At 60.2% G+C, this 24,597-nt stretch carries 21 protein-coding genes; 14 read left to right on the top strand and 7 right to left on the bottom strand.

Features of this window, described 5'->3' with window-relative positions; genetic code table 11:
• Nucleotides 1–2: 2 nt before the first annotated feature.
• Nucleotides 3–875: an S-methyl-5'-thioadenosine phosphorylase gene (locus tag ACR0J4_RS05025; protein WP_170747292.1), complete on the bottom strand. Its 873-nt coding sequence runs from the start codon at nt 873–875 to the stop codon at nt 3–5.
• A 218-nt stretch (nt 876–1,093) separates the two neighbouring features.
• Between ACR0J4_RS05025 and ACR0J4_RS05020 the strand changes: the two genes are divergently transcribed.
• Entirely contained in the window at nt 1,094–2,728 is a 1,635-nt protein-coding gene (locus ACR0J4_RS05020) for a SulP family inorganic anion transporter (RefSeq protein WP_170471921.1), read from the top strand.
• A gap of 138 nt (nt 2,729–2,866) precedes the next feature.
• On the opposite strand, the gene ACR0J4_RS05015 is transcribed toward ACR0J4_RS05020, so the two are convergent.
• The gene (locus tag ACR0J4_RS05015) at nt 2,867–3,472 is read right to left on the bottom strand and encodes a flavin reductase family protein (RefSeq protein WP_170640366.1); all 606 of its coding nucleotides are present in this window, start codon (nt 3,470–3,472) and stop codon (nt 2,867–2,869) included.
• 72 nt (nt 3,473–3,544) lie between these two features.
• Here ACR0J4_RS05015 and ACR0J4_RS05010 point away from each other — a divergent pair, with 72 nt between their 5' ends.
• From ACR0J4_RS05010 to ACR0J4_RS04990, 5 genes are all read left to right on the top strand, one after another.
• On the top strand, nt 3,545–4,039 hold the full coding sequence (locus ACR0J4_RS05010; protein WP_170554635.1) for a GNAT family N-acetyltransferase: 495 nt from the start codon (nt 3,545–3,547) through the stop codon (nt 4,037–4,039).
• Nucleotides 4,040–4,092: 53 nt separating this feature from the next.
• Nucleotides 4,093–4,836, top strand: a complete 744-nt coding sequence (locus ACR0J4_RS05005) for an EcsC family protein (RefSeq protein ID WP_170554633.1) — start codon at nt 4,093–4,095, stop codon at nt 4,834–4,836.
• 121 nt (nt 4,837–4,957) lie between these two features.
• Nucleotides 4,958–5,419, top strand: a complete 462-nt coding sequence (locus ACR0J4_RS05000; protein ID WP_170554631.1) for an NUDIX hydrolase — start codon at nt 4,958–4,960, stop codon at nt 5,417–5,419.
• Between the two features lie 72 nt (nt 5,420–5,491).
• The gene (locus tag ACR0J4_RS04995; protein WP_170471911.1) at nt 5,492–5,947 is read left to right on the top strand and encodes a DUF1178 family protein; all 456 of its coding nucleotides are present in this window, start codon (nt 5,492–5,494) and stop codon (nt 5,945–5,947) included.
• Between the two features lie 3 nt (nt 5,948–5,950).
• Entirely contained in the window at nt 5,951–6,589 is a 639-nt protein-coding gene (locus ACR0J4_RS04990) for an SDR family NAD(P)-dependent oxidoreductase (RefSeq protein ID WP_170640363.1), read from the top strand.
• On the opposite strand, the gene ACR0J4_RS04985 is transcribed toward ACR0J4_RS04990, so the two are convergent.
• On the bottom strand, nt 6,583–6,939 hold the full coding sequence (locus tag ACR0J4_RS04985) for a hypothetical protein (protein ID WP_170640361.1): 357 nt from the start codon (nt 6,937–6,939) through the stop codon (nt 6,583–6,585). The genes ACR0J4_RS04990 and ACR0J4_RS04985 overlap by 7 nt on opposite strands.
• 165 nt (nt 6,940–7,104) lie before the next feature.
• On the opposite strand from ACR0J4_RS04985, the gene ACR0J4_RS04980 reads away from it, so the two are divergent.
• The 6 genes from ACR0J4_RS04980 to ACR0J4_RS04955 all read left to right on the top strand — a co-directional run bounded on the left by ACR0J4_RS04980 (nt 7,105) and on the right by ACR0J4_RS04955 (nt 15,926).
• Nucleotides 7,105–8,343, top strand: a complete 1,239-nt coding sequence (locus tag ACR0J4_RS04980) for an aspartate kinase (protein ID WP_170377908.1) — start codon at nt 7,105–7,107, stop codon at nt 8,341–8,343.
• Nucleotides 8,344–8,389: 46 nt separating this feature from the next.
• Nucleotides 8,390–10,633, top strand: coding sequence for a phosphoenolpyruvate--protein phosphotransferase (ptsP, locus tag ACR0J4_RS04975; RefSeq protein ID WP_170640359.1), 2,244 nt, complete (start codon nt 8,390–8,392; stop codon nt 10,631–10,633).
• A gap of 161 nt (nt 10,634–10,794) precedes the next feature.
• Nucleotides 10,795–12,240, top strand: a complete 1,446-nt coding sequence (gene zwf, locus ACR0J4_RS04970; RefSeq protein ID WP_170640357.1) for a glucose-6-phosphate dehydrogenase — start codon at nt 10,795–10,797, stop codon at nt 12,238–12,240.
• 2 nt (nt 12,241–12,242) lie between these two features.
• Nucleotides 12,243–14,048 carry a phosphogluconate dehydratase gene (edd, locus tag ACR0J4_RS04965; RefSeq protein ID WP_480668314.1) on the top strand — a complete coding sequence of 602 codons (1,806 nt, stop codon included), beginning with the start codon at nt 12,243–12,245 and terminating at the stop codon, nt 14,046–14,048.
• A 3-nt stretch (nt 14,049–14,051) separates the two neighbouring features.
• A complete protein-coding gene (locus tag ACR0J4_RS04960; RefSeq protein ID WP_170640355.1) occupies nt 14,052–14,684 on the top strand; it encodes a bifunctional 4-hydroxy-2-oxoglutarate aldolase/2-dehydro-3-deoxy-phosphogluconate aldolase in 633 nt (210 codons plus the stop codon).
• A 51-nt stretch (nt 14,685–14,735) separates the two neighbouring features.
• Nucleotides 14,736–15,926 carry an aminotransferase class V-fold PLP-dependent enzyme gene (locus ACR0J4_RS04955; protein ID WP_170640353.1) on the top strand — a complete coding sequence of 397 codons (1,191 nt, stop codon included), beginning with the start codon at nt 14,736–14,738 and terminating at the stop codon, nt 15,924–15,926.
• An 81-nt stretch (nt 15,927–16,007) separates the two neighbouring features.
• Here ACR0J4_RS04955 and ACR0J4_RS04950 read toward each other — a convergent pair whose 3' ends face one another.
• Complete coding sequence (locus ACR0J4_RS04950) at nt 16,008–17,117, bottom strand: pyridoxal phosphate-dependent aminotransferase (protein WP_170640351.1); 1,110 nt, start codon at nt 17,115–17,117, stop codon at nt 16,008–16,010.
• Nucleotides 17,118–17,242: 125 nt separating this feature from the next.
• Here ACR0J4_RS04950 and ACR0J4_RS04945 point away from each other — a divergent pair, with 125 nt between their 5' ends.
• Complete coding sequence (locus ACR0J4_RS04945) at nt 17,243–18,025, top strand: crotonase/enoyl-CoA hydratase family protein (RefSeq protein ID WP_170640350.1); 783 nt, start codon at nt 17,243–17,245, stop codon at nt 18,023–18,025.
• Here the strand turns inward: ACR0J4_RS04945 and ACR0J4_RS04940 are convergent, their stop codons facing one another.
• From ACR0J4_RS04940 to ACR0J4_RS04930, 3 genes are all read right to left on the bottom strand, one after another.
• Nucleotides 18,026–18,358 (bottom strand): DnaJ family domain-containing protein, encoded by a 333-nt coding sequence (locus ACR0J4_RS04940; protein ID WP_170640347.1) that lies wholly within the window; start codon nt 18,356–18,358, stop codon nt 18,026–18,028.
• Between the two features lie 39 nt (nt 18,359–18,397).
• A complete protein-coding gene (locus ACR0J4_RS04935; RefSeq protein ID WP_480668313.1) occupies nt 18,398–19,561 on the bottom strand; it encodes a benzoate/H(+) symporter BenE family transporter in 1,164 nt (387 codons plus the stop codon).
• A gap of 143 nt (nt 19,562–19,704) precedes the next feature.
• On the bottom strand, nt 19,705–22,866 hold the full coding sequence (locus tag ACR0J4_RS04930; protein WP_170640345.1) for a valine--tRNA ligase: 3,162 nt from the start codon (nt 22,864–22,866) through the stop codon (nt 19,705–19,707).
• A gap of 589 nt (nt 22,867–23,455) precedes the next feature.
• Here ACR0J4_RS04930 and ACR0J4_RS04925 point away from each other — a divergent pair.
• The gene (locus ACR0J4_RS04925) at nt 23,456–24,532 is read left to right on the top strand and encodes a T6SS phospholipase effector Tle1-like catalytic domain-containing protein (protein ID WP_170554602.1); all 1,077 of its coding nucleotides are present in this window, start codon (nt 23,456–23,458) and stop codon (nt 24,530–24,532) included.
• Nucleotides 24,533–24,597 lie beyond the last annotated feature (65 nt).

The following is a 24,597-nucleotide window of genomic DNA, read 5'->3' as shown; positions in this document are numbered from 1 at the left end:
GACTACAGAACCCGGCCCGCCACCGCGTCCAGCTTTGCCAGCACGGTCAGGTCGCGATCTTCCGGGGCCGTCAGGATCGCGTGGTCCAAGGCCCTGTCACAACCATGCGGGCAGGGCGTGCGGACCGGGCCCAACAAGGCCGGTAGTCCTTTTACCAAAGCTCGACCCTTTTCTGCATTCACGGTGAGGGTTGCAATGATCGAGGTCACGTCGACCTCGCCATGATCAGGGTGCCAGCTGTCATAGTCAGTCACCATCGCGATCGAGGCATAGCAAAGCTCAGCTTCGCGGGCGAGATTCGCTTCTGGCATATTTGTCATGCCGATCACATCGCAACCCCATTGTTCGCGGTACATCTTGGACTCGGCCAGGGTCGAAAACTGCGGCCCCTCCATCGCCAGATAGGTGCCGCCGTGATGCACGGTGATGCCGGCGGCTATTCCGGCCTCTTCGCAGGCATTCGACAAGCGCGGGCAGGTCGGATGCGCCACGCTGACATGGGCGACGCAGCCGGTTCCGAAGAAGCTTTTCTCACGTGCAAAGGTCCGGTCGATGAACTGATCCACGATCACGAAATCTCCCGGCGCCATATGCTCGCGGAACGATCCGCAAGCGGAGACTGAGATCACATCCGTCACCCCCAGCCGCTTCAGAGCGTCGATATTGGCGCGATAGGGGACTTCGGTCGGTGAATGGATGTGTCCACGCCCATGGCGCGGCAGGAACACCATGTCGACCCCGTCCAATGAGCCAGTCAGAACCTCATCGGAGGGCGCGCCCCACGGCGTATCGACCCGGACCCACTCCGCATTTTCCAGCCCGTCGATGTCGTAAATGCCTGATCCGCCGATAACGCCGATTTTTGTTTGGGTCACGTTGGGTCTCCGCTGCTCGATTCATGCGGGCAAACTCTGCGGGTCACAGGCGAAATTGGCAAGTGGTCTCAGCCATTTGCACCGTTTCGTCGCGAGTTGTGCTGTAAAGCTATGCGATTGACGCATATCAGGGTCCCGCTGGGCGCGGTATCTCTTGGGGGTTTTGACAGGTAAAAGGCCCCCTTTCGCGCGAACATAAAGACCCACAGGACCACCCCATGCCCCGAGCCATGCTGGCAAGCTTTGCCAACCGTATAGCCAAGCCCGATCTCCGTTGGGTGCCAGATGAAGGCCTGACCGTGTCGCGCCTGCGGATTGAGCTGCTGTCGGGTCTGACCGTTGCTCTGGCTCTGGTGCCCGAGGCCGTGGCCTTTGCCTTTGTCGCGGGCGTGCATCCTCTGGTTGGTCTTTACGCGGCCTTCATGGTCGGCCTGATCACCGCGCTGATCGGAGGCCGCCCGGGTATGATTTCTGGCGCGACTGGTGCGCTGGCGGTCGTGATGGTGGCGTTGGTCGCGCAGCACGGGGTCGAGTACTTGTTCGCAACCGTGGTTTTGATGGGCATTCTGCAGGTGATTGCCGGCGCGATGCATTGGGGGCGTTTCATTCGCCTTGTGCCGCATCCGGTGATGTTGGGGTTTGTGAACGGTTTGGCGATTGTGATCTTTCTGGCGCAGATGGGCCAGTTTAAGGTCCCCGGAACCATGGAAAACACCGGCCACGGGATGAGCGGGGGCGAGTGGCTCTCGGGCATGCAGCTTTATACCATGTTGGGTCTTGTCGCTCTGACCATGGCGGTGATCTGGGTCATGCCACGGATCACGCGTATCATTCCGGCCCCGCTGGCCGGTATTCTGGTGGTTGCCGCGCTCGTGATCGGCTTTGGTCTGGATGTGCCGCGCGTCGGTGATCTGGCCTCGATCGAGGGCGGTTTGCCTGCCTTCCACATCCCGATGGTGCCGTTGAATTTTGAAACGCTTGAGATCATCTTGCCCTACGCGGTCATTCTGGCCGCCATCGGCCTGATTGAATCCCTGCTGACTCTGAACCTTGTGGGTGAGATCACGAACAAGCGTGGCGGAGCCTCGCAGGAATGCATCGCGCAGGGTGTCGCAAACGTCGCCACCGGCTTCTTCGGAGGCATGGGTGGCTGCGCCATGATCGGCCAGTCGATGATCAACGTGAAATCTGGAGGCCGCACCCGGATCGCAGGTATCGCGGCTGCTCTGTTCCTTCTGATCTTCATTTTGTTCGCCTCGCCGCTGATCGAGCAAATCCCGCTGGCTGCGCTGGTTGGCGTAATGTTCATGGTGGTGATCGGGACCTTCGCCTGGAACTCATTCAAGATCATGCGCAAGGTGCCTTTGATGGACGCCTTCGTGATTGTTCTGGTGACTGTCGTTACGGTGATGGAAGACCTTGCGGTTGCGGTTGTCGTTGGCGTGATTGTTTCGGCCCTGGCCTATGCATGGAATAACGCCAAGCGTATTCATGCTGTCACCCGCGATTCTGAGACGGAAAAGGGCGCGAAAGTCTATGAAATTCAGGGGCCGTTGTTCTTTGGCTCGTCGGACGGATTTGTTGAGCTGTTCGACGTTCCGAACGATCCTGACGTGGTCATCGTGGATTTCGCCGAAAGCCGCGTTGTCGATCAATCCGCACTTCAGGCCATCGAAAACGTTGCTGCAAAATACGAGGCTGCGGGCAAGCGTGTGATGCTGCGCCATCTTAGCCACGACTGCCACAAGCTGCTGAACAAAGCGGGCCACTTGATGGTCGATAGCGACGATGACCCCGATTACGGCTTGGCCGTGGACTACTCGGTCCGTACCGGCATCCTGGGCGGCCACTGAGTCATTTGCGAGGCTCTGCCTCGCGCTCCGAGGTATTTTTAGCCAGATGAATGAAGGATCCCCTGCTTCATCTGGCTGGAAATATCCCGGGGGAGTCGCCCGCAGGGCGGCGGGGGCAGCGCCCCCTAAGGGCAGGCCTCAATCATCAGGCCTGTTCAGTGAAAACAACTCGGTGACAACGGCATAGTCTCGATAGCCAAGCCGCGCCAAAGGCTGGAAGGTTGTCACGTCGAATTTGCCATCCTTCAGGCAATCGTCACGCAGATGAACACCCGTAACTTCGCCAAAGACAACGCGGTTCGCCTCACCGGGTAGGGTTGTGATCTCGGTCAGCTTGCATTCCAGCGCAGCGGGCGCATCTGCAACGCGTGAGCAAGCGATGGTTTCGCACTCGACCGCTGTCAGGCCTGCATGGGCAAATTCGTCGGTATCTTTTGGCAGTCCGGCTGAACTCGCATTCATCGCATCCCGGTGGGCAAAGGCTACAATGTTCACGCAGAATAAGCCCGTTGCCTCGATATTGGCGATGCTGTCTTTGCCGCCGTCCTGATCGTGCTTTGTTCCGGTTGTGGCAAACATCACCTGTGGCGGGGTGTAGGCGACCCCGTTGAAGAATGAGTAAGGCGCCAGGTTGTTGATCCCATTTGCGTCACGCGATGAAATCCATCCGATGGGGCGCGGGGTGATGATGGCGTTGAACGGGTTGTGCGGCAGGCCGTGGCCGTCTTCGGGGCGATAGAACATATGGTCTCCAAGCGTTTGCCCAAGGCGTAACGAAGTGCTAGGGCGATTGCCAGCTAGGAAAAGAGGGCAGGCGTGCAGCACTTCGCGATCAGGCCGGAAGAGCCGCAGGATTGGTGGGAGGTCGAAGCTCTCTATGATCTGTGCTTTGCGCCGGGGCGCGAGGCGCTTTCCTCCTACCGTTTGCGCGATGATGTACCTCCGGTGGCCGGTTTGTCTTTGGTTGCGCGCGATGGGCAGGGAATTCTGGCCGGAGCGATCCGGTTCTGGCCTGTTCATGTCGGTGATCATGACGCCTTGCTGTTGGGTCCTGTTGCAGTTCACCCCACGCATCAGGGCGAGGGACTTGGCGGCTACCTCATCCATTCCGGCGTCGAAACGGGGCGGGAAAAGGGTTGGGACCGGGTCATGCTGGTCGGCGACGCGCCGTATTACGCCCGTTTTGGTTTCACGCCATTGAGGGGGGTTGAGATGCCCCCGCCAACCAACCCAGAGCGTGTTTTGGGCATGGCTCTGAGCCCCGGAAAGTGGGACAATATCGCCGGAGCCGTAACCCGCTGGACGCGCTGAGCTATTGAAACACCGCGCCGAAATACCGATCTTTCAAGGAACGGAGGGTTCGGATGCAGGATGTTATACTGATCGACAGTGTCGACGCGGACGCGGAATTGGATCGCTTGGCGAAACACTACCGCTCGGCCGGTGGGGTGGGTGTCAAACTGCTCAACGCTTTGGGCGGGTCCGCGGAGTCGTTGCTGGAACAACTGCCCGAACCCCTGCGCGACGGCTTGACCGGAGCGACCGAACAAGCCCTTTGGATGGCGATGCAGGCGGCACAAGGATCGCGGCAGGTCGTACCGGATCAGGCCCCTTGGGTGAACACTGCGGTGACAACGGCAATGGGCGCTGCGGGCGGAATAGGTGGCCTTTCTACCGCTTTGGTCGAGCTGCCAGCGACCACGGCTATGCTGTTGCGCTCAATCCAGGGGGCGGCAGCGCGCGAAGGCTTTGATCCAGCTGAAGAAAACGTGAAATTCGACTGTGTTCGGGTGTTGGCGGCTGCGGGTCCCTTGTCACACGATGACGGAGCGGAGCTAGGGTTCTTTTCCGTGCGTCTGACGCTGACAGGCCCCGCGATGAAGAAACTGATTGCAGCGGTGGCTCCGAAGCTCTCGGTTGTGTTGGGTCAGAAATTGGCAGCGCAATCCGTACCAGTTCTGGGGGCGCTTGCGGGGGGTGGGACGAATTACATCTACACCCGATACTACCAGCAGATCGCCCATGTTCACTTTGGTTTGCGCCGGTTGGCGATGGACGCGGATATCTCGCACGATGTTCTAGTTCGCAGGCTCAGCGCGCGTATGTAGCGGTTAAATTTGGTCGCTGTCGCATCATGTGGTATACTAAGTTTAACAGACCGCGATACAAAAGCTTAACGGAAGACGCGGTATACAGGCACTGATCTGATGCGAAAGTGAGTGCGGCGCGATGAAAGTTTCTCGGGCGTCCAGTCTAGACCTCAATATGGGGCAGGTGCCGGTCCTGCCTCAGGCAGCTGCATTGTGCTATCGGCTGTCGCGGGGTCATCCTGAGGTTCTTTTGATCACCTCCCGCAAGGCGCAGCGCTGGATCATCCCGAAGGGTTGGTTGATTGATGGGTTAAGCGCCTCGGAAACCGCGGCTCAGGAGGCTTGGGAAGAGGCGGGTGTGGTTGGCACATGTGTGCCGTTCAAGCTTGGCCAGTTCTCGATGGCCAAAACCTGCGCCAAGCGTGGACCGGTTCTGTGCGCGGTGGAAGTCTACCCGCTGCATGTGGATCAGGTTCAGAGTCGTTTTCCTGAGACAGGGCAACGGAAACGCAAATGGTGTACGCTTCAAAAGGCCGCATCGAAAGTCAACTCGCCCGATCTTGCCGATATTTTGCGCAAATTTGCGCCCCGAATACACTAAACTTAATATTGAGAGACTTGATATTGGAGTTTCGGTCGGTATCTATTCGCCAACCGACATTTTGGAAGGACCATGATTCAGTACGCGTTGAAGTGCAGTAAGGGCCATAGTTTCGACAGCTGGTTCCAATCTGCCGAAGCCTACGACAAGCTGGCAGCCTCGGGCATGGTGACATGCGCGGTATGTGGATGTGCGCATGTTGAAAAGGCGATCATGACTCCGCGTGTCCGGCCTGCGCGGGATGCCCAGAAGACGGCGCAAATGCCAAAACCGTCGTCGGATGATATCAACGTGACCAGCACCCCTACTGAAGTTGAACGTGTCTTGGCCGAACTGCGCCGCAAGGTCGAAGAAAACTCGGACTATGTGGGCCATGACTTCGCCTCGGAGGCGCGCAAGATGCATCTGGGCGAGGCACCCGAGCGCTCGATCTATGGCGAAGTGAAACCGGATGAGGCGAAATCCCTGATCGAAGACGGGGTGCCGGTTGCGCCACTGCCCTTTATTCCCAGCAGAAAGACAAACTGACCTATGCATATCGTGATTACCGGAGCCAATCGGGGAATTGGATGGGCTCTGGCGGAGCGATATCGCTCGCAGGGTCATGGCGTCACGGGAACTGCGCGTGATGGCAGCGCCGAGGTTCAGTTGGACGTAGCCGATCCGGCGCATCAAGCGGCCATGGCTGACCAGCTAAAAGGGCAGCCCGTCGACCTATTGATTTGCAATGCAGGCGTTTATTTGGACAAAGGTCACAGCATTGATGACTACCCCGCCGAGATGTGGGCGCAGAGTTTTGCGGCCAATGTAACTGGCGTTTTCCTGACTGTGCAGTCATTGCTGCCCAATCTGCGCGCGGCTGGCGGACGGATTGCGATCATGTCGTCTCAGATGGCCTCGCACACCCGCGCGCCGGGCGGCAGCTACATCTACCGCGCCTCCAAGGCGGCGGCGTTGAATTTGGGGCGTAATCTGGCGGCCGACTTAAAGGCGGATGGGATTGCAGTGGGCATTTATCACCCCGGTTGGGTGAAGACCGACATGGGTGGCTCAGCGGCTGACATCCATGTGGATCAGGCAGTCGCCGGCCTGATGGAGCGTTTCGATGCGCTGTCGCTGGACAACACAGGTTGTTTTGAAACCTATGATGGCAAACCCCACGCTTACTGAGTGCTCAGCGCGGCCTTGGGCAGTTCATAGACCTCACCGGGTTCGATGAAGATCACCATGATATCGCCCCGAACTTCATGGTTGATCGGTGAGGGCGAGCTGCTGGAATCCGGAATGCCATCGGTGAAGTAAATTCTGCGAACATCACCGCCGGGCAACATTACGGCCAATGTTGCGGTGCCATCATCGCGGCGGCGCAGTTCGGCATTGCAGCTTTGCAGCGGATCTCCGGCTCTGCCGGCGCAGGGAACCGTACCCAGCGCGTTCTGTCCATCGGTGCCAGCCACGCTGGCCTGCTGGGACAGGGCTGGGGATGCGATCACGGCAAGGACGGTTGCGAAACGAAGCATGAATAACCTCTTGGAATTGCTTTAGCGCTAGGCTGACATTGCGTTTTCGGAAAGTAAAGCGGCCCCTTGACGCAATATCTGTTATGCAGCGCCCCTTGCTCTTGGTGTCCCCCTCGCATATGAGGCTCGGGACTTTAAATCCAAGGCGCGGAGACACTTGCCCCCATGCCCGTACTCGTGATGAAATTCGGTGGCACATCGGTTGCCAATCTTGACCGCATCCGCCGCGCGGCGAAACGCATCGGCGTTGAGGTGGCAAAGGGCTATGACGTCATTGTCATCGTCTCGGCAATGTCCGGCAAAACCAACGAATTGGTGGGGTGGGTGAACGAGACCTCGCCGCTGTTCGACGCCCGCGAGTATGATGCTGTGGTGTCGTCTGGCGAAAACGTCACTGCGGGTCTGATGGCGCTGACGTTGCAGGAGATGGAAATTCCGGCGCGCAGCTGGCAGGGCTGGCAAGTGCCGCTGCTGACCAATGGAGCGCATTCCTCGGCCCGGATCGAGGAAATTCCGACCGATAACCTGAACCAGAAGTTCGGCGAAGGCATGAGAGTGGCCGTGGTTGCCGGTTTCCAGGGTATCAGCCCCGAAGGCCGGATCACGACGCTGGGCCGTGGCGGCTCGGACACGACCGCCGTGGCCTTTGCTGCCGCGTTCGAGGCTGAGCGCTGCGACATCTACACGGATGTCGATGGCGTTTACACGACCGACCCGCGTATCTGCGAAAAGGCGCGCAAGCTGGACCGGATCTCGTTCGAGGAAATGCTCGAACTGGCGTCGTTGGGCGCGAAAGTGTTGCAAACCCGCTCGGTCGAGCTGGCGATGCGCTATAAGGTGAAACTGCGCGTTCTTTCAAGTTTCGAAGAACAATCCGACGAGGCCGGTACACTGGTCTGCGACGAGGAGGATATCATGGAATCCAATGTTGTGGCCGGTGTGGCCTATTCCCGCGACGAAGCCAAGATGACCGTCGTTTCCGTGGCCGACCGCCCCGGCATCGCCTCGATCATCTTCACCGCGCTCAGCGATGAGGGCGTGAATGTGGATATGATCGTCCAGAACATCTCGGACGAAGGGCGTACCGACATGACCTTCTCCTGCCCGACCGATCAGGTCGCGCGGGCCGAAAAGGCGCTGCTGGCGATCAAGGATGCGGGTGAGTTGAACTATGCCGAGCTGGTGGCCGACGAAGACGTCTGCAAGGTTTCGGTGGTGGGCATCGGCATGCGATCGCAATCGGGTGTTGCGGCCAAGATGTTCAAGGTTCTCTCGGATGAGGGGATCAACATCAAGGTCATTACAACCTCTGAGATCAAAATTTCCGTCCTCGTCGACAGGAAATACATGGAACTTGCTGTTCAGGCACTGCATGATGCCTTTGAACTGGACAAGGCGGCCTAAGCTGATCAGCCAAAGGTTTCGCCTGACGCACTAATTGGGTTGGGCCATGGCGGACGGTACGGAAACAGAATCCCGCAAGCTGCTGGTTCGGCTGCGTGAGGAAATGGCGAGCGAGGCGGCCGGTCAGGAGCGTCTCGACCGCATCACGCAGCTGATTGCCGATAGCATTCGTTGCGAGGTCTGCTCGATCTACCTGTTCCGTGACGAAGAAACCCTTGAGCTTTGCGCGACCGAGGGCCTATCGCCCGAAGCCGTCCACCAGACACGGATGCGTCTGGGCGAAGGTCTCGTGGGCCGGGTGGCCAAATCCGGCAAGGTTGTGAACACGGCGGATGCGCCCGCGGCCAAAGGCTTCCGGTTCATGCCGGAAACGGGCGAGGAGCGCTTTTCCTCATTCCTCGGGGTGCCGGTACAGCGGCTCGGTCAGAAACTGGGCGTTCTGGTGGTGCAGTCCCGTGACGCGCGTGAATTCTCCGCCGATGAGATCTATGCGCTGGAAGTGGTGGCGATGGTTCTGGCTGAGATGGCCGAACTGGGTGCCTTTGTCGGTGAAGGCGCGGCCCTGTCTCCCTTGCACCAGCAATCTGTGCAATTGACCGGCGGTCCGGCGCAGGAAGGGTCTGCCGAAGGGCATGTCTGGCTGCACGAGCCGCGCGTTGTCGTGACCAACCCGATTGCCGAAGACCCGCACCGCGAAAGCGAGCGGTTGAATGAGGCGGTCGAGGAGCTGCGTGTCGGCGTCGACAAGATGCTCGAAATCTCGCAGAACGGCGACAAAGAGCAGCTGAAAGTCCTGGAAGCCTACCGCATGTTCGCCAATTCCAAGGGCTGGATGCGGCGGATGGAGGAAGACATCGCCCTCGGTCTCAGCGCCGAGGCCGCGGTCGAGAAAGAGCAATCACAGGCACGTGCCCGTATGGGGCAGGTGACCGATCCCTATTTGCGGGAACGGCTGGCGGATTTGGATGACCTCAGCAATCGCTTGCTGCGCATCCTTACGGGGCAGGGCAAGACCGACAGCGCCGATCTGCCGCCCGATCCGATCCTGATCGCCCGCAATATCGGCCCCGGAGACCTGCTGGAATATGGGCGGTCCCTGAAGGGGATCGTGCTTGAAGAAGGCTCGGTTGGCAGCCATGCCACGATTGTTGCTCGCGCGCTGGCGATCCCTTTGGTCGTACACGTTGGGCGGATCACGACCGAGGCTTTGAACGGCGACCACATCCTTGTTGATGGGGACAACGGCGTTGTCCATCTGCGCCCTGAAGACTCTGTGGTCAGCGCATTTCGCGACAAGATCGCGATGCAGGCCAAAGCACAGGAGCGCTATGCTTCGATCCGGGAAACGCCAACCGTTACGCAGGATGGCGCGCGGATCATCATGGCGATGAATGCGGGCCTGATGGCCGATCTTCCCTCGCTCGGGAACTCGGGCGCGGAAGGGGTTGGTTTGTTCCGGACCGAGCTGCAATTCCTAATCCGTAACCAGATGCCGAAACGGTCTGAGCTGGTGACCCAATACCAGCGGGTTCTGGACGCGGCCGGAGAAAAACGCGTAGTGTTCCGGACCCTCGATATCGGATCGGATAAGGTTCTTCCCTATATGAAGCACGTGGCGGAACCGAACCCGGCGCTGGGCTGGCGTGCGATCCGCGTGGGCCTGGACAAGCGCGGCGTGATGCGGATGCAGCTGCAGGCCCTGTTGCGCGCCGCCAATGGCCGCCCACTGACCATCATGTTCCCCTTCGTTGCGCAGGCCGAGGAGTTCCGCGAGGCCCGTTGGGAGGTCAACAAAACCATCGAGCGTGAAAAGCGTCTTGGCCATATCCTGCCGGAAACGCTCGAAGTGGGGGCGATGCTGGAAACGCCGTCGCTGGCGTTCTCACCGCAAAAGTTCTTTGACGAGGTGGATTTCATCTCGATCGGGGGCAACGACCTGAAACAGTTCTTCTTTGCCGCCGACCGCGAAAACGAACTGGTGCGCCGCCGATATGACACGTTGAACGTCAGTTTCCTCAGCTTCATTGAGCGGATCGTGGAACGCTGCAGTATCTCGGATACACCGCTGAGTTTCTGTGGCGAAGATGCCGGTCGCCCGGTTGAGGCACTGTGTCTTGCGGCGATGGGTATCCGCACCTTGTCAATGCGTCCGGCTTCGATCGGACCGGTCAAAAGCCTTTTGCTGAGATCGAACCTGCAGGAAGTCCGCAAGATCATCGCGGATGCGCGTCATCGTGGTGAGCAATCCGTGCGCCCGGCGGTAATGGAGTGGTTGCGGTCGCAATCGTGACCCATCAGTCGGCCTATTGGGGATTCCGGGCTTGATTTTTATTTCAAGGTTCCGTATCCAACCGTGGAAATGTTAGCGATAACATTCAGGGCCGCACCAGCGACCCTTATCGCGACTGAGGTTCTGTTTCTTGGGGCAGGAAGCATAAAAGGAAGCTGATCATGGTTTCACGCGTCATCCCGGTAGACCCGTTCGACCTCGTGCTTTTTGGCGCGACGGGCGATCTGGCGCAGCGCAAGATCTTGCCGGGGCTGTATCATCGGTTTGAAATGGGCCAGATGCCGGAGGATGCGCGGATCATTGGGACTGCCCGCTCCGACATGGACAGTGACGGGTTTCGGGACCAGTTGCGCGCGTCGATGGAAAAATTCGCTCCGAGTTACGACAAGGAAACACTGGATCGCTTCCTGACCCATGTTGACTATGTGCCGGTGGATGCGCTGGGCAATGCGGGCTGGGCCGATCTGGCCAAAGCCTTGCGCCCGGATGTGGTGCGGGCTTTCTATCTGTCGGTCGGACCGAGCCTGTTCTCAGGCATTGCGCAGCGTCTGAACGATCACGGGCTTGCCACGCCTGATAGCCGGATCGTGGTGGAAAAGCCCTTCGGTCATGATCTGGCCTCGGCCAAGGCGCTAAACGAGGGGCTACGCGCCTGTTTCGAAGAGCATCAAATCTACCGGATCGACCACTATCTGGGTAAGGAAACCGTGCAGAACCTGATGGCGCTGCGCTTTGCCAATTCCCTGTTCGAGCCGCTGTGGAACGCGACCCATGTCGATCACGTGCAAATCACCGTGGCCGAGACTGTCGGGGTCGAAGGGCGCGGTGCTTACTATGACCAATCCGGCGCGATGCGGGATATGATCCAGAACCATCTGGTGCAGCTTCTCTGTCTGACCGCGATGGAGCCGCCTTCGAAATTCGCGCCTAACGCGGTACGAGATGAAAAGGTTAAGGTGATCGAAGCGCTAGAGCCAGTCGAGCCGAAGGATATCGCGCGTGGTCAGTATCGCACAGACAAGGGCGGCGATGGTTACCTCGATCATGTCGGAGATCCCGCCAGCCGCACCGAAAGTTTCATAGCTTTGAAGGCTCATATCGGTAACTGGCGCTGGGCGGGCGTGCCGTTCTACCTGCGCACCGGCAAACGCCTGAGGGCGCGCGAGTCCGAAATTGCAGTGTTTTTCCGCGACCCACCGCATACGATTTTCCCCAACGTCGGGCCTCTGCACGGCAATGTTCTGGTGATCCGCCTGCAGCCGGACGAAGGCATCACTCTGCGCACTACGATCAAGGAACCGGGGCAGGGCGGGTTCCGTCTGTCCGACGTCGCGCTCGACATGAGCTTTGCCGATGCGCTGGGCGATGGTGCCCAATCGCCCGACGCCTATGAACGCCTCATCATGGATGTGATCCGCGGCGATCAAACCCTGTTCATGCGCGGCGATGAGGCCGAGGCCGCCTGGGCCTGGGTTGATCCCATCATTCGCGGCTGGGAAGAGCGTGGCGACAAGCCCGCAAAATACGATCAGGGCAGTTCAGGGCCCGAAGAAGCATTGATGCTGATGCATCGCGATGGACGCCGCTGGCGTCAGATCGGAGGGTAATCATGGTCAATACAGTTATTTCGGACGTCACTAAACGCATCATCGAACGCAGCGCCGACCTGCGCGGCCCGCATCTTGAGCGGATGGAACAGGCCAAATCCAAAGGCCCCGCCCGTGCGCATCTGTCCTGCAGCGGTCAGGCGCATGCCTATGCCGGTGCGGGTGAGGATCAGAACTCGATGGCGACCGGGACGGCTGGCAACCTTGGTATCGTCACCGCCTATAATGACATGCTATCGGCCCACCAACCGTTCGAGCGCTATCCCGAACTGATCCGCCAAGCGATCCGCGCGGCAGGTGGCACGGCACAGGTCGCAGGCGGGGTTCCCGCCATGTGCGACGGCGTAACCCAAGGCGAGGCGGGGATGGAGCTGTCGCTGTTCTCGCGCGATGTGATCGCGCTGGCGACGGGCGTGGCTCTCAGCCACAACACCTATGACGCGGCGGTGTTTCTTGGGGTCTGCGACAAGATCGTGCCCGGCCTGATCATCGGCGCGCAGGCCTTTGGCCATCTGCCGGCCGTCTTCCTGCCCGCAGGACCCATGACCAGCGGTCTACCGAATGACGAAAAAGCCAAGGTGCGCCAGCAATTCGCTGCCGGAGAGGTTGGTCGCGACGCCCTGATGAAGGCTGAAATGGCAGCTTATCACGGCCCCGGCACCTGCACTTTCTATGGCACCGCCAACACCAACCAGATGCTGATGGAGTTCATGGGCCTGCACCTGCCGGGCTCAAGTTTCGTCAATCCCAACACGCCTCTACGCGATGCCCTGACCGAGGAGGGCGCGCGCCGCGCCCTGTCTCTCAGCGCGTTGGGCAATCACTACACACCAGTTTGTCAGATCCTCGATGAACGCGCCTTCGTCAATGGTATCGTTGGCCTGATGGCCACGGGCGGTTCGACCAACCTGCTGATCCACCTGATCGCCATGGCGCGCGCAGGCGGTATCGTTCTGGATTGGGAGGATTTTTCCGACATCTCCGCAGTGGTCCCTCTGGTCGCGCGGGTCTATCCCAACGGTCTGGCCGATGTGAACCACTTCCACGCCGCTGGAGGCTTGGGCTTTACCATAAGCACCCTGTTGGACGATGGGTTGTTGCACCCCGACACACTAACCGTCGCGGGGCAGGGGCTTCACAACTACACCAAAGAACCCAAGCTGAAAGATGGCGAGTTGGTCTGGGAAGACGGCGCTGGTCACAGCCTGAATGAAAAGATTGTGCGCCCGGCCAAGGACCCGTTCCAGCCTACCGGTGGCCTTTCGCGCCTGACCGGAAATCTGGGCACGGGCGTCATGAAGGTCTCGGCCGTGGCACCCGAACATCAGGTGGTCGAAGCGCCCGTCCGTGTGTTCCACGACCAGAACGATGTCAAAGCCGCCTTCAAGGCCGGGGAGTTCACTGATGACGTCATCGTCGTTGTTCGGTTCCAGGGTCCGAAGGCCAACGGTATGCCCGAGCTGCACTCGCTGACGCCGATACTGTCGATCCTTCAGGGCAGGGGCCAAAAGGTCGCTCTGGTCACCGATGGCCGCATGTCTGGTGCGTCGGGCAAGGTTCCCGCCGCCATCCATGTCTGCCCCGAGGCGCTGGACGGTGGTGCCATCGGCTATCTGCAAGACGGTGATCTGCTGCGCGTCGATGCGGTCAAGGGTGAGCTTGAAATCCTCACACCCGGCGTCCTTGACCGCAGCCCAGCGACCGCTGATCTGTCTGCAAACCAGCACGGCGTCGGCCGCGACCTCTTCGGCGCGTTCCGCCAGAATGTCGGGTCCGCCGACACAGGTGCCAGTATTTTCGGAGTTTGACCCATGAACAAAACCCAACGTACTCGCGAGATCTGCGCGATGGCCCCCATAGTTCCGGTGTTGGTCGTGGACGACGCCGCCCACGCTCGGCCTTTGGCCAAGGCGCTGGTCGCAGGCGGTCTTCCCGCGCTCGAAGTCACCCTGCGCACCCCTGCCGCGCTGGACGTGATCCGCGCCATGGCCGCTGTGTCAGGAGGCGTCGTGGGCGCAGGCACGCTGGTCACTCCCGAAGACGTCCGCGCCGCCAAAGAGGCTGGCGCGCAGTTCGGCGTCTCGCCCGGCGCGACCGATGCCCTGATCGCCGCCTGCGAAGCCGAAGGCCTGCCCCTTCTACCTGGCGCGGCCACTGCGACTGAAGCGATGGCCCTGCTGGAAAAGGGCTATGACATGCTGAAATTTTTCCCCGCCGAGGCCTCGGGCGGCGCACCGGCCCTGAAAGCCATAGGGGCGCCCCTGCCTCAGATCACTTTCTGCCCCACGGGAGGCGTATCGCCCTCGAATGCCCGCGACTACCTTTCGTTGTCCAACGTGGTCTGCGCCGGTGGCAGCTGGGTCGCGCCAAAGCAGATGGTTCAAGAGGGCGACTGGTCCGGGATCGAAGCGCTTGCGCGTGAGGCGACCCACCTGACGGATTGACGCCGCAAGGCGAAACGCTAGGGTAGGCCTCAAGTTAAGCAGGTTACCCTCATGAAAAACCAAACCTCCCTCGTGCATGGGCGCGAGTATCTGGCCATTCCCGGCCCTTCGGTGATGCCCGACGCGGTGCTGCAGGCTATGCACCGCCCGTCTCCCAACATCTACGATGGCGCGTTGATCGAGATGATGCCCGCGCTGACGCAGGACCTCAAGCGCGTGGCTGGTACCAAGCACGACGTCGCCATTTATATCGCCAACGGCCACGGCACGTGGGAGGCCGCGCTGTCGAATGTGATCGCCTCCGGAGAAACCGTTCTGGCCCCAGCCTCGGGTCGTTTCACCCATGGCTGGGCCGAGATGGCTGAGGGGATCGGTGCCAAGGTCGACCTGATAGACTTCGGCTTGTCTTCACCCTGGAATCTCGACCGCATCGCCGAGGCGTTGAACGCCGATAAAGAGCACAAAATCAAGGCCGTGCTTGCCGTCCACGTGGATACCTCCACCTCGATCCGAAATGACATTCCAGCCTTGCGCGCTTTGCTTGATAACTTGAACCACCCCGCACTCCTGATGGCCGACTGTATCGCCTCGATGGGATGCGATAGGTTCGAGATGGACGCTTGGGGAGTCGATGTCACCGTGACAGCCTGCCAAAAGGGCCTTATGACCCCGGCGGGCACCGGCTTTGTCTTCTTCAACGACAAAGCGCAGGCGAAACGCGCCGCAATGCCCCGCGTTTCGCAATATTGGGATTGGCAACCGCGCGCCAACCCCGAGCTGTTCTATCAGTATTTCAATGGCACCGCGCCCACCCATCACCTCTACGGGCTGCGCGCCGCGCTGGACCTGATCCACGGTGAGGGTCTCGAAAACGTCTGGTCCCGCCATGAGCGCCTCGCCAAAGCCATCTGGGCCGCCTGCGATGTCTGGGCGCAAGGCGGAGCGCTTCATTTCAACGTCGCCGACCCAACCCATCGCAGCCATGCGGTCACCGCCCTACGCCTGACCGAGGGGCGCGGCACGCCGCTGCGCAACTACACCGAAAATCAGGTTGGCCTGACACTGGGTATCGGCTTGGGGATGGAGGACTGGGACGGTTGCTTCCGCCTCGGCCATATGGGGCACGTCAATGCGCAGATGGTCATGGCGATGCTGGGCGGCATCGAAACCGCCATGGCGGCACTTGATATCCACCGCGGCCAAGGCGCGCTGGAAGCCGCCGCCGCCACATTGGCCACATAGCGCCGATCCGCCTCCTCATCTGGCTGAAAATATCCTCGGGGGGAATCGCGCCTTGGCGCGATTGGGGGGCAGACGGCCCCCCTATACCGCCCGAGCTTGCGCCAAGGCCAATGGCAGGGCCGCTTCAAAAGCCGCCATCTCTGCCTCTCCACCACAACTCACCCGGATACAGCGGTTCTGCGGGGCCTCAAATGGCATCCGCACAAACACACCCTGTTCGACCAGCGAGTCCAGAACAGCCTTCGCAAACACCCCGTCACGCCCGCAGTCAATCGCAACGAAATTCGTGGCCGAAGGCAACGGGATCAAACCGTTGGCCTGCGCAATACGCCCGATACGATCCCGCGCCTCAGTGATCCGGGCCTGCACCTCTGACAGCCAAGCGCCATCGTCAAGTGCCGCCAGTGCTCCAGCTTGTGCAGCCCGGTTCATACCGAAATGGTTGCGTACCTTGTTGAACGCCGCAATCAATTCGGGGGCACCGATGGCATAGCCGACCCGCGCGCCTGCCATTCCATACACTTTCGAAAACGTCCGCATCCGGATCACGCGCGGATCATTGGCGGCAACAGGCGCAGCAGTGCCGTCCGGCGCACATTCGACATAGGCCTCGTCCAGAACCAGCAGGCATCCTGAGGGCAGAGCCTCCATCGCGGCCACGATATCGGCGCCCGAATGCCAACTTCCCATCGGGTTGTCGGGGTTTGCCAGATAGACCAGCTTGGCATTAACCTCTGCGGCCTTGGCAAACAAAGCTGCGGGGTCTTCGTGATCGTCGCGATAGGGAACCTTGTGCAACTCACCTCCGAAACCCGCCACATGGTAGTTGAATGTGGGATAGGCCCCGTCTGAAGTCACCACCGTGTCACCCGGCCCGATTAACAGCCGCACCAGATAGCCCAATAGCCCGTCAATGCCTTCGCCCACCACGATATTCTCGGGGGCAACACCGTGATGTGCGGCCAAAGCATTGCGCAGATCGTGATTCTCGGGGTCGCCGTACATCCAAATCTCACCGGCAGCCCGTTGCATCGCTTCGATGGCGCGAGGCGAGGGGCCAAACACGCTTTCATTCGCGCCAAGCCGTGCCTTGAAGGGGGCACCGCGCTGACGCTCCTGCGTTTCCGGCCCCACAAACGGGACGGTTGCGGGCAGGGATTGGGCGAGCGATGTGTAGCGAGGTTTGGTCATAGGCGCAGATAAGCCCACCGTGCGGGTTGCTGCAAGCCCGAGCCTCAGCATGCCTCAACGTCGCGGTGGAACTGCACGCACATTCGGGGCAGTCTTGTAAAGACTGCAAATCAAGGAGGTCCGGAATGGCGCGCGTATCTGTCGAGTACAAGGATCACATCGCTCATGTCACGCTCACGCGCGGCGACAAGATGAATGCTCTGGACGAGGCGATGATCAAGGCGCTGCTGGCCGCTGGGCAAGAGGTCGCGGCCTCAGACGCCCGCGCTGTTGTCCTATCTGGTGAGGGCAAAAGCTTCTGTGCCGGTCTCGACATGGCGAGTTTTGCGAAGATGGCCCATTTGGACCCGACCGAATGGCTGATGACCCGCAGCCATGAAGACGCCAACGAGATGCAGGAACTGGCCCTGATCTGGCGGCGCATCCCCGTTCCTGTCATCTGCGCGATCCAAGGCGCGGCCTATGGGGGCGGCCTGCAGATTGCCCTAGGCGCGGATATCCGCATCGCCCACCCCGAGGCGAAGCTGGCGGTGATGGAAATGAAATGGGGTATCATTCCCGATATGGGGGGCATGGTTCTGCTTCCGAAACTGGTCCGCTCAGACGTTTTGCGGCTGCTGACCTATACCGCGCGTCCCATTGGGGCTGCACAGGCGGCCGAGTGGGGCTTGGTCACCAGGCTGTCCGACGATCCGCAGACCGAAGCACTGGCCTTGGCTGAAAACATCGCCTCACAAAGCCCCTCGGCCATCCGTGCCGCTAAGCGGCTCATAGACTTTGCCGAAACCAATCCGCGCGCCGATGTGTTGCTGGCCGAGTCTTCGGAACAGGTAGATCTGATTGGAAAACCCGACCAGATGGAGGTCGTTATGGCGCAGATGCAAGGCCGAAAGCCCGAGTTCAAGTGATCACCGCATAAAGGCGCGCCGCGCGTCTCGGGCCATGTTGTAGCGCATCTCGAGATCGGCGATCTTTGACATCGTGGCTTTGCGGGCCTCGGGATCGGTCAATCCGGCATACTGTTTACGGGCCTCGTCCAACTGTTTTTTGATGTCGAACTCCTCGGGCAGTACCCCGGCTTGCGCCATGATCCGATGGCCGGCCGCAATGGCGGGATCGCTTTGCGCTTCGCCTGAGCGATCGGGCAGAGGCGCACCTTCGCCCTCAAGACCCTGCAATTGACCTTCGGCCTGAGCCTTCTTGATCTGGCGTTCTACCAATTTTCCAAGCGATCCGAACATGGGTGCAGGATAGCTTTTTCAGGCGCGGGGAGAAAGGGATCATCGCAGTTTGGTGGTCAAGATGTAGGCGACGCCCCCAGCCATCAAGCCCCAGACCGCAGCGCCCAGACCGAACACCGTGATCCCTGAGGCCGTGATGGCGAAGGTCAGGATTGCGGCTTCGCGCTCGGCGGGTATTTCGAGTGCTGCGAAGGTGGCGTTGGCCATCACTCCGATCAAGGCCACGCCGGTCAGCGTGCCCATAAGTAGCGGGTCGGCATGGGCGGCAAAGCCTGTGATCGCCACGGCGAAGATACCGAAGACGCAGTAGAACACACCTGCCATAATTGCTGACCAATAGCGCAAACTACGGTCTGGGTGGCTGTCTTCGTTCGAACACATCGCGGCGGTGATGGCCGCCAGACAGGTGGCAGGGGCTCCAAATGGGGCCGACAACATGCTTGCCCCTCCGACGGAGGAAAACAGCTTGCCAGGTGCGGGTGTGTAGCCAAAGCTGCGCATCACGGCGATGCCGGGGATGTTTTGGGTTGCCATTGTGACGACGAATAGCGGCAGGCCGATGCCGATCGCTGACGCAAACGAGAATGAGGGCATCGTCCAGACCGGCGCGGCCAGATAGGCCTCGGGCCGGACGGATGCACCTTCGGCGCTGAACACAACCACCAGCGCTGCGGCGACTACGGCTGCGGGAACAGCAAACAGCCGGTTGAGACGTCCGGCGATGAACCATGTCAGGATCACGGGCAGGGCCTGCCAGGGTAGCTCAACAGCTGCTTTGAACGGGACAATGCACAGTGGCAACAGCACTCCGCCGAGCATCGCCTGCGCTAGAGTGGTCGGGATCGCAGCGGCCAGACGCCCCAAGGGTTTCCAAAGTCCGGCCAGAATCGTCAAGGCTCCGGCGCAGAGGAAGGCTCCGATTGCGCCTGAGAAGCCTGCGGCCGGGGTAACCGAAACCGCCAGCAACGCCGCTCCGGGGGTAGACCAGGCCACGCTGATGGGTTGCCGGTAGCGCAGGCTGAGAACAATCGCGGCCAGCCCCATGGCAATCGCAGCACTCATCAGGCCCGAGGCAGCTTGGGCAGCTGATGCGCCCATTGCAGCCAGCCCTTGCAGCACGATGGGAAACGAGCTGAAGAACCCGACAATGGCGACTACCAGTCCGGTTGAGACGGTCTGCATCGGAGGGAAAGGTCGTGCCATAGGGGCCTCGGAGAGTTGTTGCTCCGAAGTGCTAACAAGCGCAGGCTGGCGCGAACAAGGGGAAAGCTCTGAGGGCAAAGAAAAACCTCACCACCGGCTCGGGTGGTGAGGTCTGGATTTCCGTATTTGGAACGAGAAGAAGGTCAGGCGAGTTCGGCCAGACGAGCGAGGGCTTCGTTCAGCTTGGCCTCTTCTTCTTCGCGAGCAGCAAGGTTGGCTTTGGCTTCCTCAACCACCTCTTCCGGGGCCGAGGCCACGAATTTGGGGTTGTTCAGACGTCCCCGCAGACCGCCGAGTTCCTTTGCCAGTTTGCCTTTGGCTTTCTCCAACCGTTCCTTTTCCGCGCCGACGTCGATGATGTCCGCCAGAGGCAGGCCGAAGCTCGCGCCCGGAGCGGCAATCGAGATGGTGCCTTTTGGCAGCTCGTCAGCCTTGGTCAGACTATCGATCCGCGCCAGACGTTTGATCAGTGCTTCGTTACGGTCCCATGCGGCTTGGCCGTGATTGTCGATCTCGGTTACCAACATCGGCACGTAGAGGCCCGCCGGAACCCGCATCTGCGCACGGGCCGAGCGAGTATTTTCGATCACCGAGATCACCCAGTTCATCTCACGATCCGCGTCGGCGTCGATCAGGTCGGCGGCGGCGTAAGTCGGCCAGTCGGCGTGGACGACCATCTTGGCGCGGGTGCCGGTCAGAGCCCAAAGCTCTTCGGTGATGAAGGGCATGATCGGGTGCAGCAGGACCATGCACTGATCCAGAACCCAGCGCATGGTGGCGCGGGTCTCGGCCTGTGCCTCGGTATCGTCGCCTTGCAGTAGCGGTTTCGACAGCTCCACATACCAATCGCAGACTTTGCCCCAGACAAAGGCATAAAGCCCATTGGCGGCATCGTTGAAGCGATAGCTTTCTAGCGCAGCGTCGACCTCTTCCCGCACGCGGGCGGTTTCGCCGATGATCCAGCGGTTCACGGCCGCCGTGGGCTTCAGGTCGGCCACATCCAGTTGTGGGACGGCGTCGGTGAAGACCTCGTTCATCTCAGCAAAGCGGACGGCGTTCCACAGCTTGGTGCCGAAGTTCCGGTAGCCGGTGATGCGTTCGCGGGAAAGTTTCAGCACGCCGCCAATCGCCGCCATCGAGGCGTTGGTAAAGCGCAGCGCGTCGGCGCCGAATTCGTCCACGATCTCCAGCGGGTCAATGACGTTGCCGGTGGTCTTTGACATCTTCTTGCCCTTCTCGTCGCGGACGAGCTGGTGTAGATAGACGGTGTGGAACGGGATCTGATCGACCACGGCCAGTTGCATCATCATCATCCGGGCGACCCAGAAGAACAGGATGTCGAAACCGGTAACCAGAACGTCCGTCGGGAAATAGCGTTCCAGTTCCTCGGTCTGTTCGGGCCAGCCTAGCGTACCGATGGGCCAGAGGCCGGAGGAGAACCATGTGTCGAGCACATCCGGGTCGCGCCAAACCGGATAGACCAGCTTGGTCGGGTCTTGTTCGACCGCGTATTGAGCAAGGCTTTCGGCGAACTGATGAATCGCTTCCTGCTTGTCGGCGACTTCGACAACCGTCGCGTGGCTCAGCGGGCTGGGGATGTTTGCGTTGTCGTCGAGGAATTTCTCGGTGACGGCTTCAAGGCTAGCAGCGCATTCCATGACATTGCCACGATGCAACATGCCTCCTTCGTTCAGCAAACGGCCCAATTCGACCAGATCAAGGTCGCCGTCGTTTTCGTCGTCCTTGAAGTTCTCAGCCGAGAGATCGAGGCCATACCAAACCGGAATCTGATGCCCCCACCAAAGCTGACGCGAGATGCACCAGGGTTCGATGTTTTCCAGCCAGTGGTAATAGGTTTTCTCGCCCGATTCGGGGATGATCTTGACTGTACCGTCCTTGACCGCATCCAGCGCGGGGCCGACGACTTTGGCCGCGTCGACGAACCATTGGTCGGTGAACATCGGCTCAATGACCACTTTTGAGCGGTCGCCGAAGGGCTGCATGATTGGTTTGCTTTCGACCAGAGGGACCAGCTTGTCCGCGCCCTCATGATCGGGCTTCAGTGCAGTTGAACCCAGACGCGGATCGTCCGCACGGGTCATAACGGCCAGACCGTCGGCGGTGATTTCCTCGACGACCTTCGCACGCGCTTCGAACCGGTCGAGGCCACGCAGGTGGTCGGGGATTAAGTTGATCGCGTCGATCTCGTTCTCGGTGAACGCGCGCCCACGCGCGTATTCCTGCGCCTTGTCGGCCTCTTCGGCGTAAGGCGCACCATCGGCCCGCATCGCGCCTTTGGTGTCCATCAAGCGGTACATCGGGATGCCGCCGCGCTTGGCGACTATGTTGTCGTTGAAGTCATGCGCACCGGTGATTTTCACCGCGCCTGAGCCGAAATCGGGGTCGGGATACTCATCAGTGATGATCGGAATCTGACGGCGATGCTCTTTCGGACCAACCGGGATTTCGCAAAGCTTGCCGACAATGGGCGCATAGCGCTCGTCCGAGGGGTGAACCGCAACCGCGCCGTCGCCCAGCATGGTTTCGGGGCGGGTCGTGGCGATCGAGATATAGTCGCGCTCTTCCTCAAGCACGATATTCCCGTCCTCGTCCTTCTCGACATAGGTGTAGGTCTCGCCACCGGCCAGCGGGTATTTAAAGTGCCACATGTGCCCAGCGACTTCGATATTCTCGACTTCGAGGTCCGAGATCGCGGTCTCAAAATGCGGATCCCAGTTGACCAGCCGCTTGCCGCGATAGATCAGACCCTTTTCGTACATGTCGACGAAGACCTTGATCACAGCGTCATGGAAATTGGCCGAGTTCTCATGGCCCGTGCGCGGATCGCCCGCCGCCCCGGCCATCGTAAAGGCGTTGCGCGACCAGTCGCAGGAGGAGCCGAGACGCTTCAACTGCTCGATGATCGTGCCGCCGTATTCACCTTTCCATTCCCAGACCTTCTCAAGGAATTTCTCGCGGCCCAGCTCGCGCCGTCCCGGTTGCTGCGTGGCGGCCAGCATCTTTTCCACCTGCATCTGCGTCGCAATACCCGCGTGGTCCTGACCCGGTTGCCAGAGCGTGTCGAACCCGCGCATGCGGTGCCAGCGGATCAGGATGTCCTGCAGCGTGTTGTTGAACGCGTGGCCCACGTGCAAAGCACCTGTCACGTTGGGCGGCGGGATCATGATGGTAAAGCTCTCGTCACGCGATTTGTTCGCGCCTGCCTCGAAGGCTCCGGCCTGTTCCCAGGCCTCGTAGATGCGGGCCTCGGCCTCGGCCGCGTTGAATGTCTTTTCCATCGCCATGGGGTGCGTCCTGCGTCATCAATCTTGGGTTAGTGCGTGCAATAGCGAAAGGATGGCAAAAGGGGAAGGCTTTGCACTCAAATCCACAAGGCATTCGGTCCGCCTTAACCGTGAACCAGGCCACAGACGGCCACTGGGTTGTTCAGCTACACTTGTAGCGTGCAGTCACGAGACGATGCGACCCGACAAGATGCGGCTTCACTGCTCGTTTCGTGATTTGTCGTCAGTCGGTTTCGGGAATTTTGCAATGCGTTTGAGCTTTCGTAATATATTCAGACATATGGTGGCTGTATCCATGAGGTCACGCATGCCGCACGCCTTAGTCATGATGATGCCCAAATGCCCGCTTAGTCTTGCAGCTATGCTTCAACGTCTCACGGTTTCGTTGGATCTCTTGTCCGGAATGCGGATGATACCCATCCTTGAGTATACCTCGCCTCTACCAGCGCGCAGGCAAGTTATGGACCGGCGGTTGAACAGAGGCGGGATATGGGCGCATAGGCCTCAGTTGCCGATGCACCTTGAAGGTCAGGGAGGCGCAATGCTGAGACGCGCGCGCGCCCTCGCAGAGTACAGGAGTGGCTGAGATATGATTCTGTCACGGTTAAGCAGAAAGGTTCTTGGATGGCTCGGGCGGCCCTTACGCTCAGAGCATTCCGCCGAAGCGCTGCACCGTGAGCCGATCAGCCATGTTGTCATTCTGGACGGAACAATGTCGACGCTGGAGCCTGGCTTCGAAACCCATGCCGGGCAGACGTTTCGCCTGTGTCAGGAAATGGGGCCTCAGGTTTCCGTGTTTTATGAGGCTGGCGTGCAGTGGGAAAGCTGGAAGTCTTCGCTCGATGTGATGATGGGGCGGGGGATCAATCGGCAGATCCGTCGGGCCTATGGCTATCTGGCCTCGCGCTACAAACCCGGAGACCGGATTTACTTTATAGGGTATTCCCGTGGGGCCTACGGTGTTCGCAGCCTTGCGGGTGTGATCGACATGATCGGCTTGTTGAAGGCGGAACACGCGACCGAGCGGAACATCAAGCAGGCCTACCGCCACTATGAATGCAACCCGAGTGGCACGGCGGCCCGCGATTTCCGCCGCAAATTCTGCCATGAGGATGTGGCAATTGAGATGGTCGGGGTGTGGGACACGGTCAAAGCGCTTGGTCTGCGCCTACCGCTGCTATGGCGTTGGGCCGAGGAAAAGCACGCCTTCCACAATCATCAGCTGGGCCGCGCAATCCGCCACGGATATCACGCGATGGCCCTGAATGAGACCCGCGAGGTCTATGAGCCTGTCCTTTGGAAATGCACGCCCGAGTTCAAAGGCCATGTCGAACAGGTTTGGTTTCGGGGCACCCATGGCGATGTGGGTGGTCAGTTGAACGGCTACGAAGAGGCGCGCGCCCTCAGCAACATCTCTCTCATCTGGATGCTGGACAAGGCCGAGCGGCACGGGCTGCCGCTGCCGGAGGGATGGCGCGTTCGTTTTCCTACCAATGCTCAGGGGGCTTCGGTTGGGACGTGGCGCGGGTGGGGCAAGATTTTTCTTCTGCGCAAAAGACGGATAGTGGGCAAGGACCAGTCCGAACACCTGCACGCCTCGGTCGCGCCCGAAGATGTGCCGGGCTGGCAACCTGAACCGGATCTACCATCCCATCCGGCGCAGTAAGACGCCGATCATGTGCCCTCGGCTCCAAGATCACTGACACTTCAATGTCAGGTTCGAACCCTTTC

The organism is Ruegeria sp. B10 (genome assembly GCF_056539825.1).
This window is presented reverse-complemented; position numbering and strand designations above follow the sequence as displayed.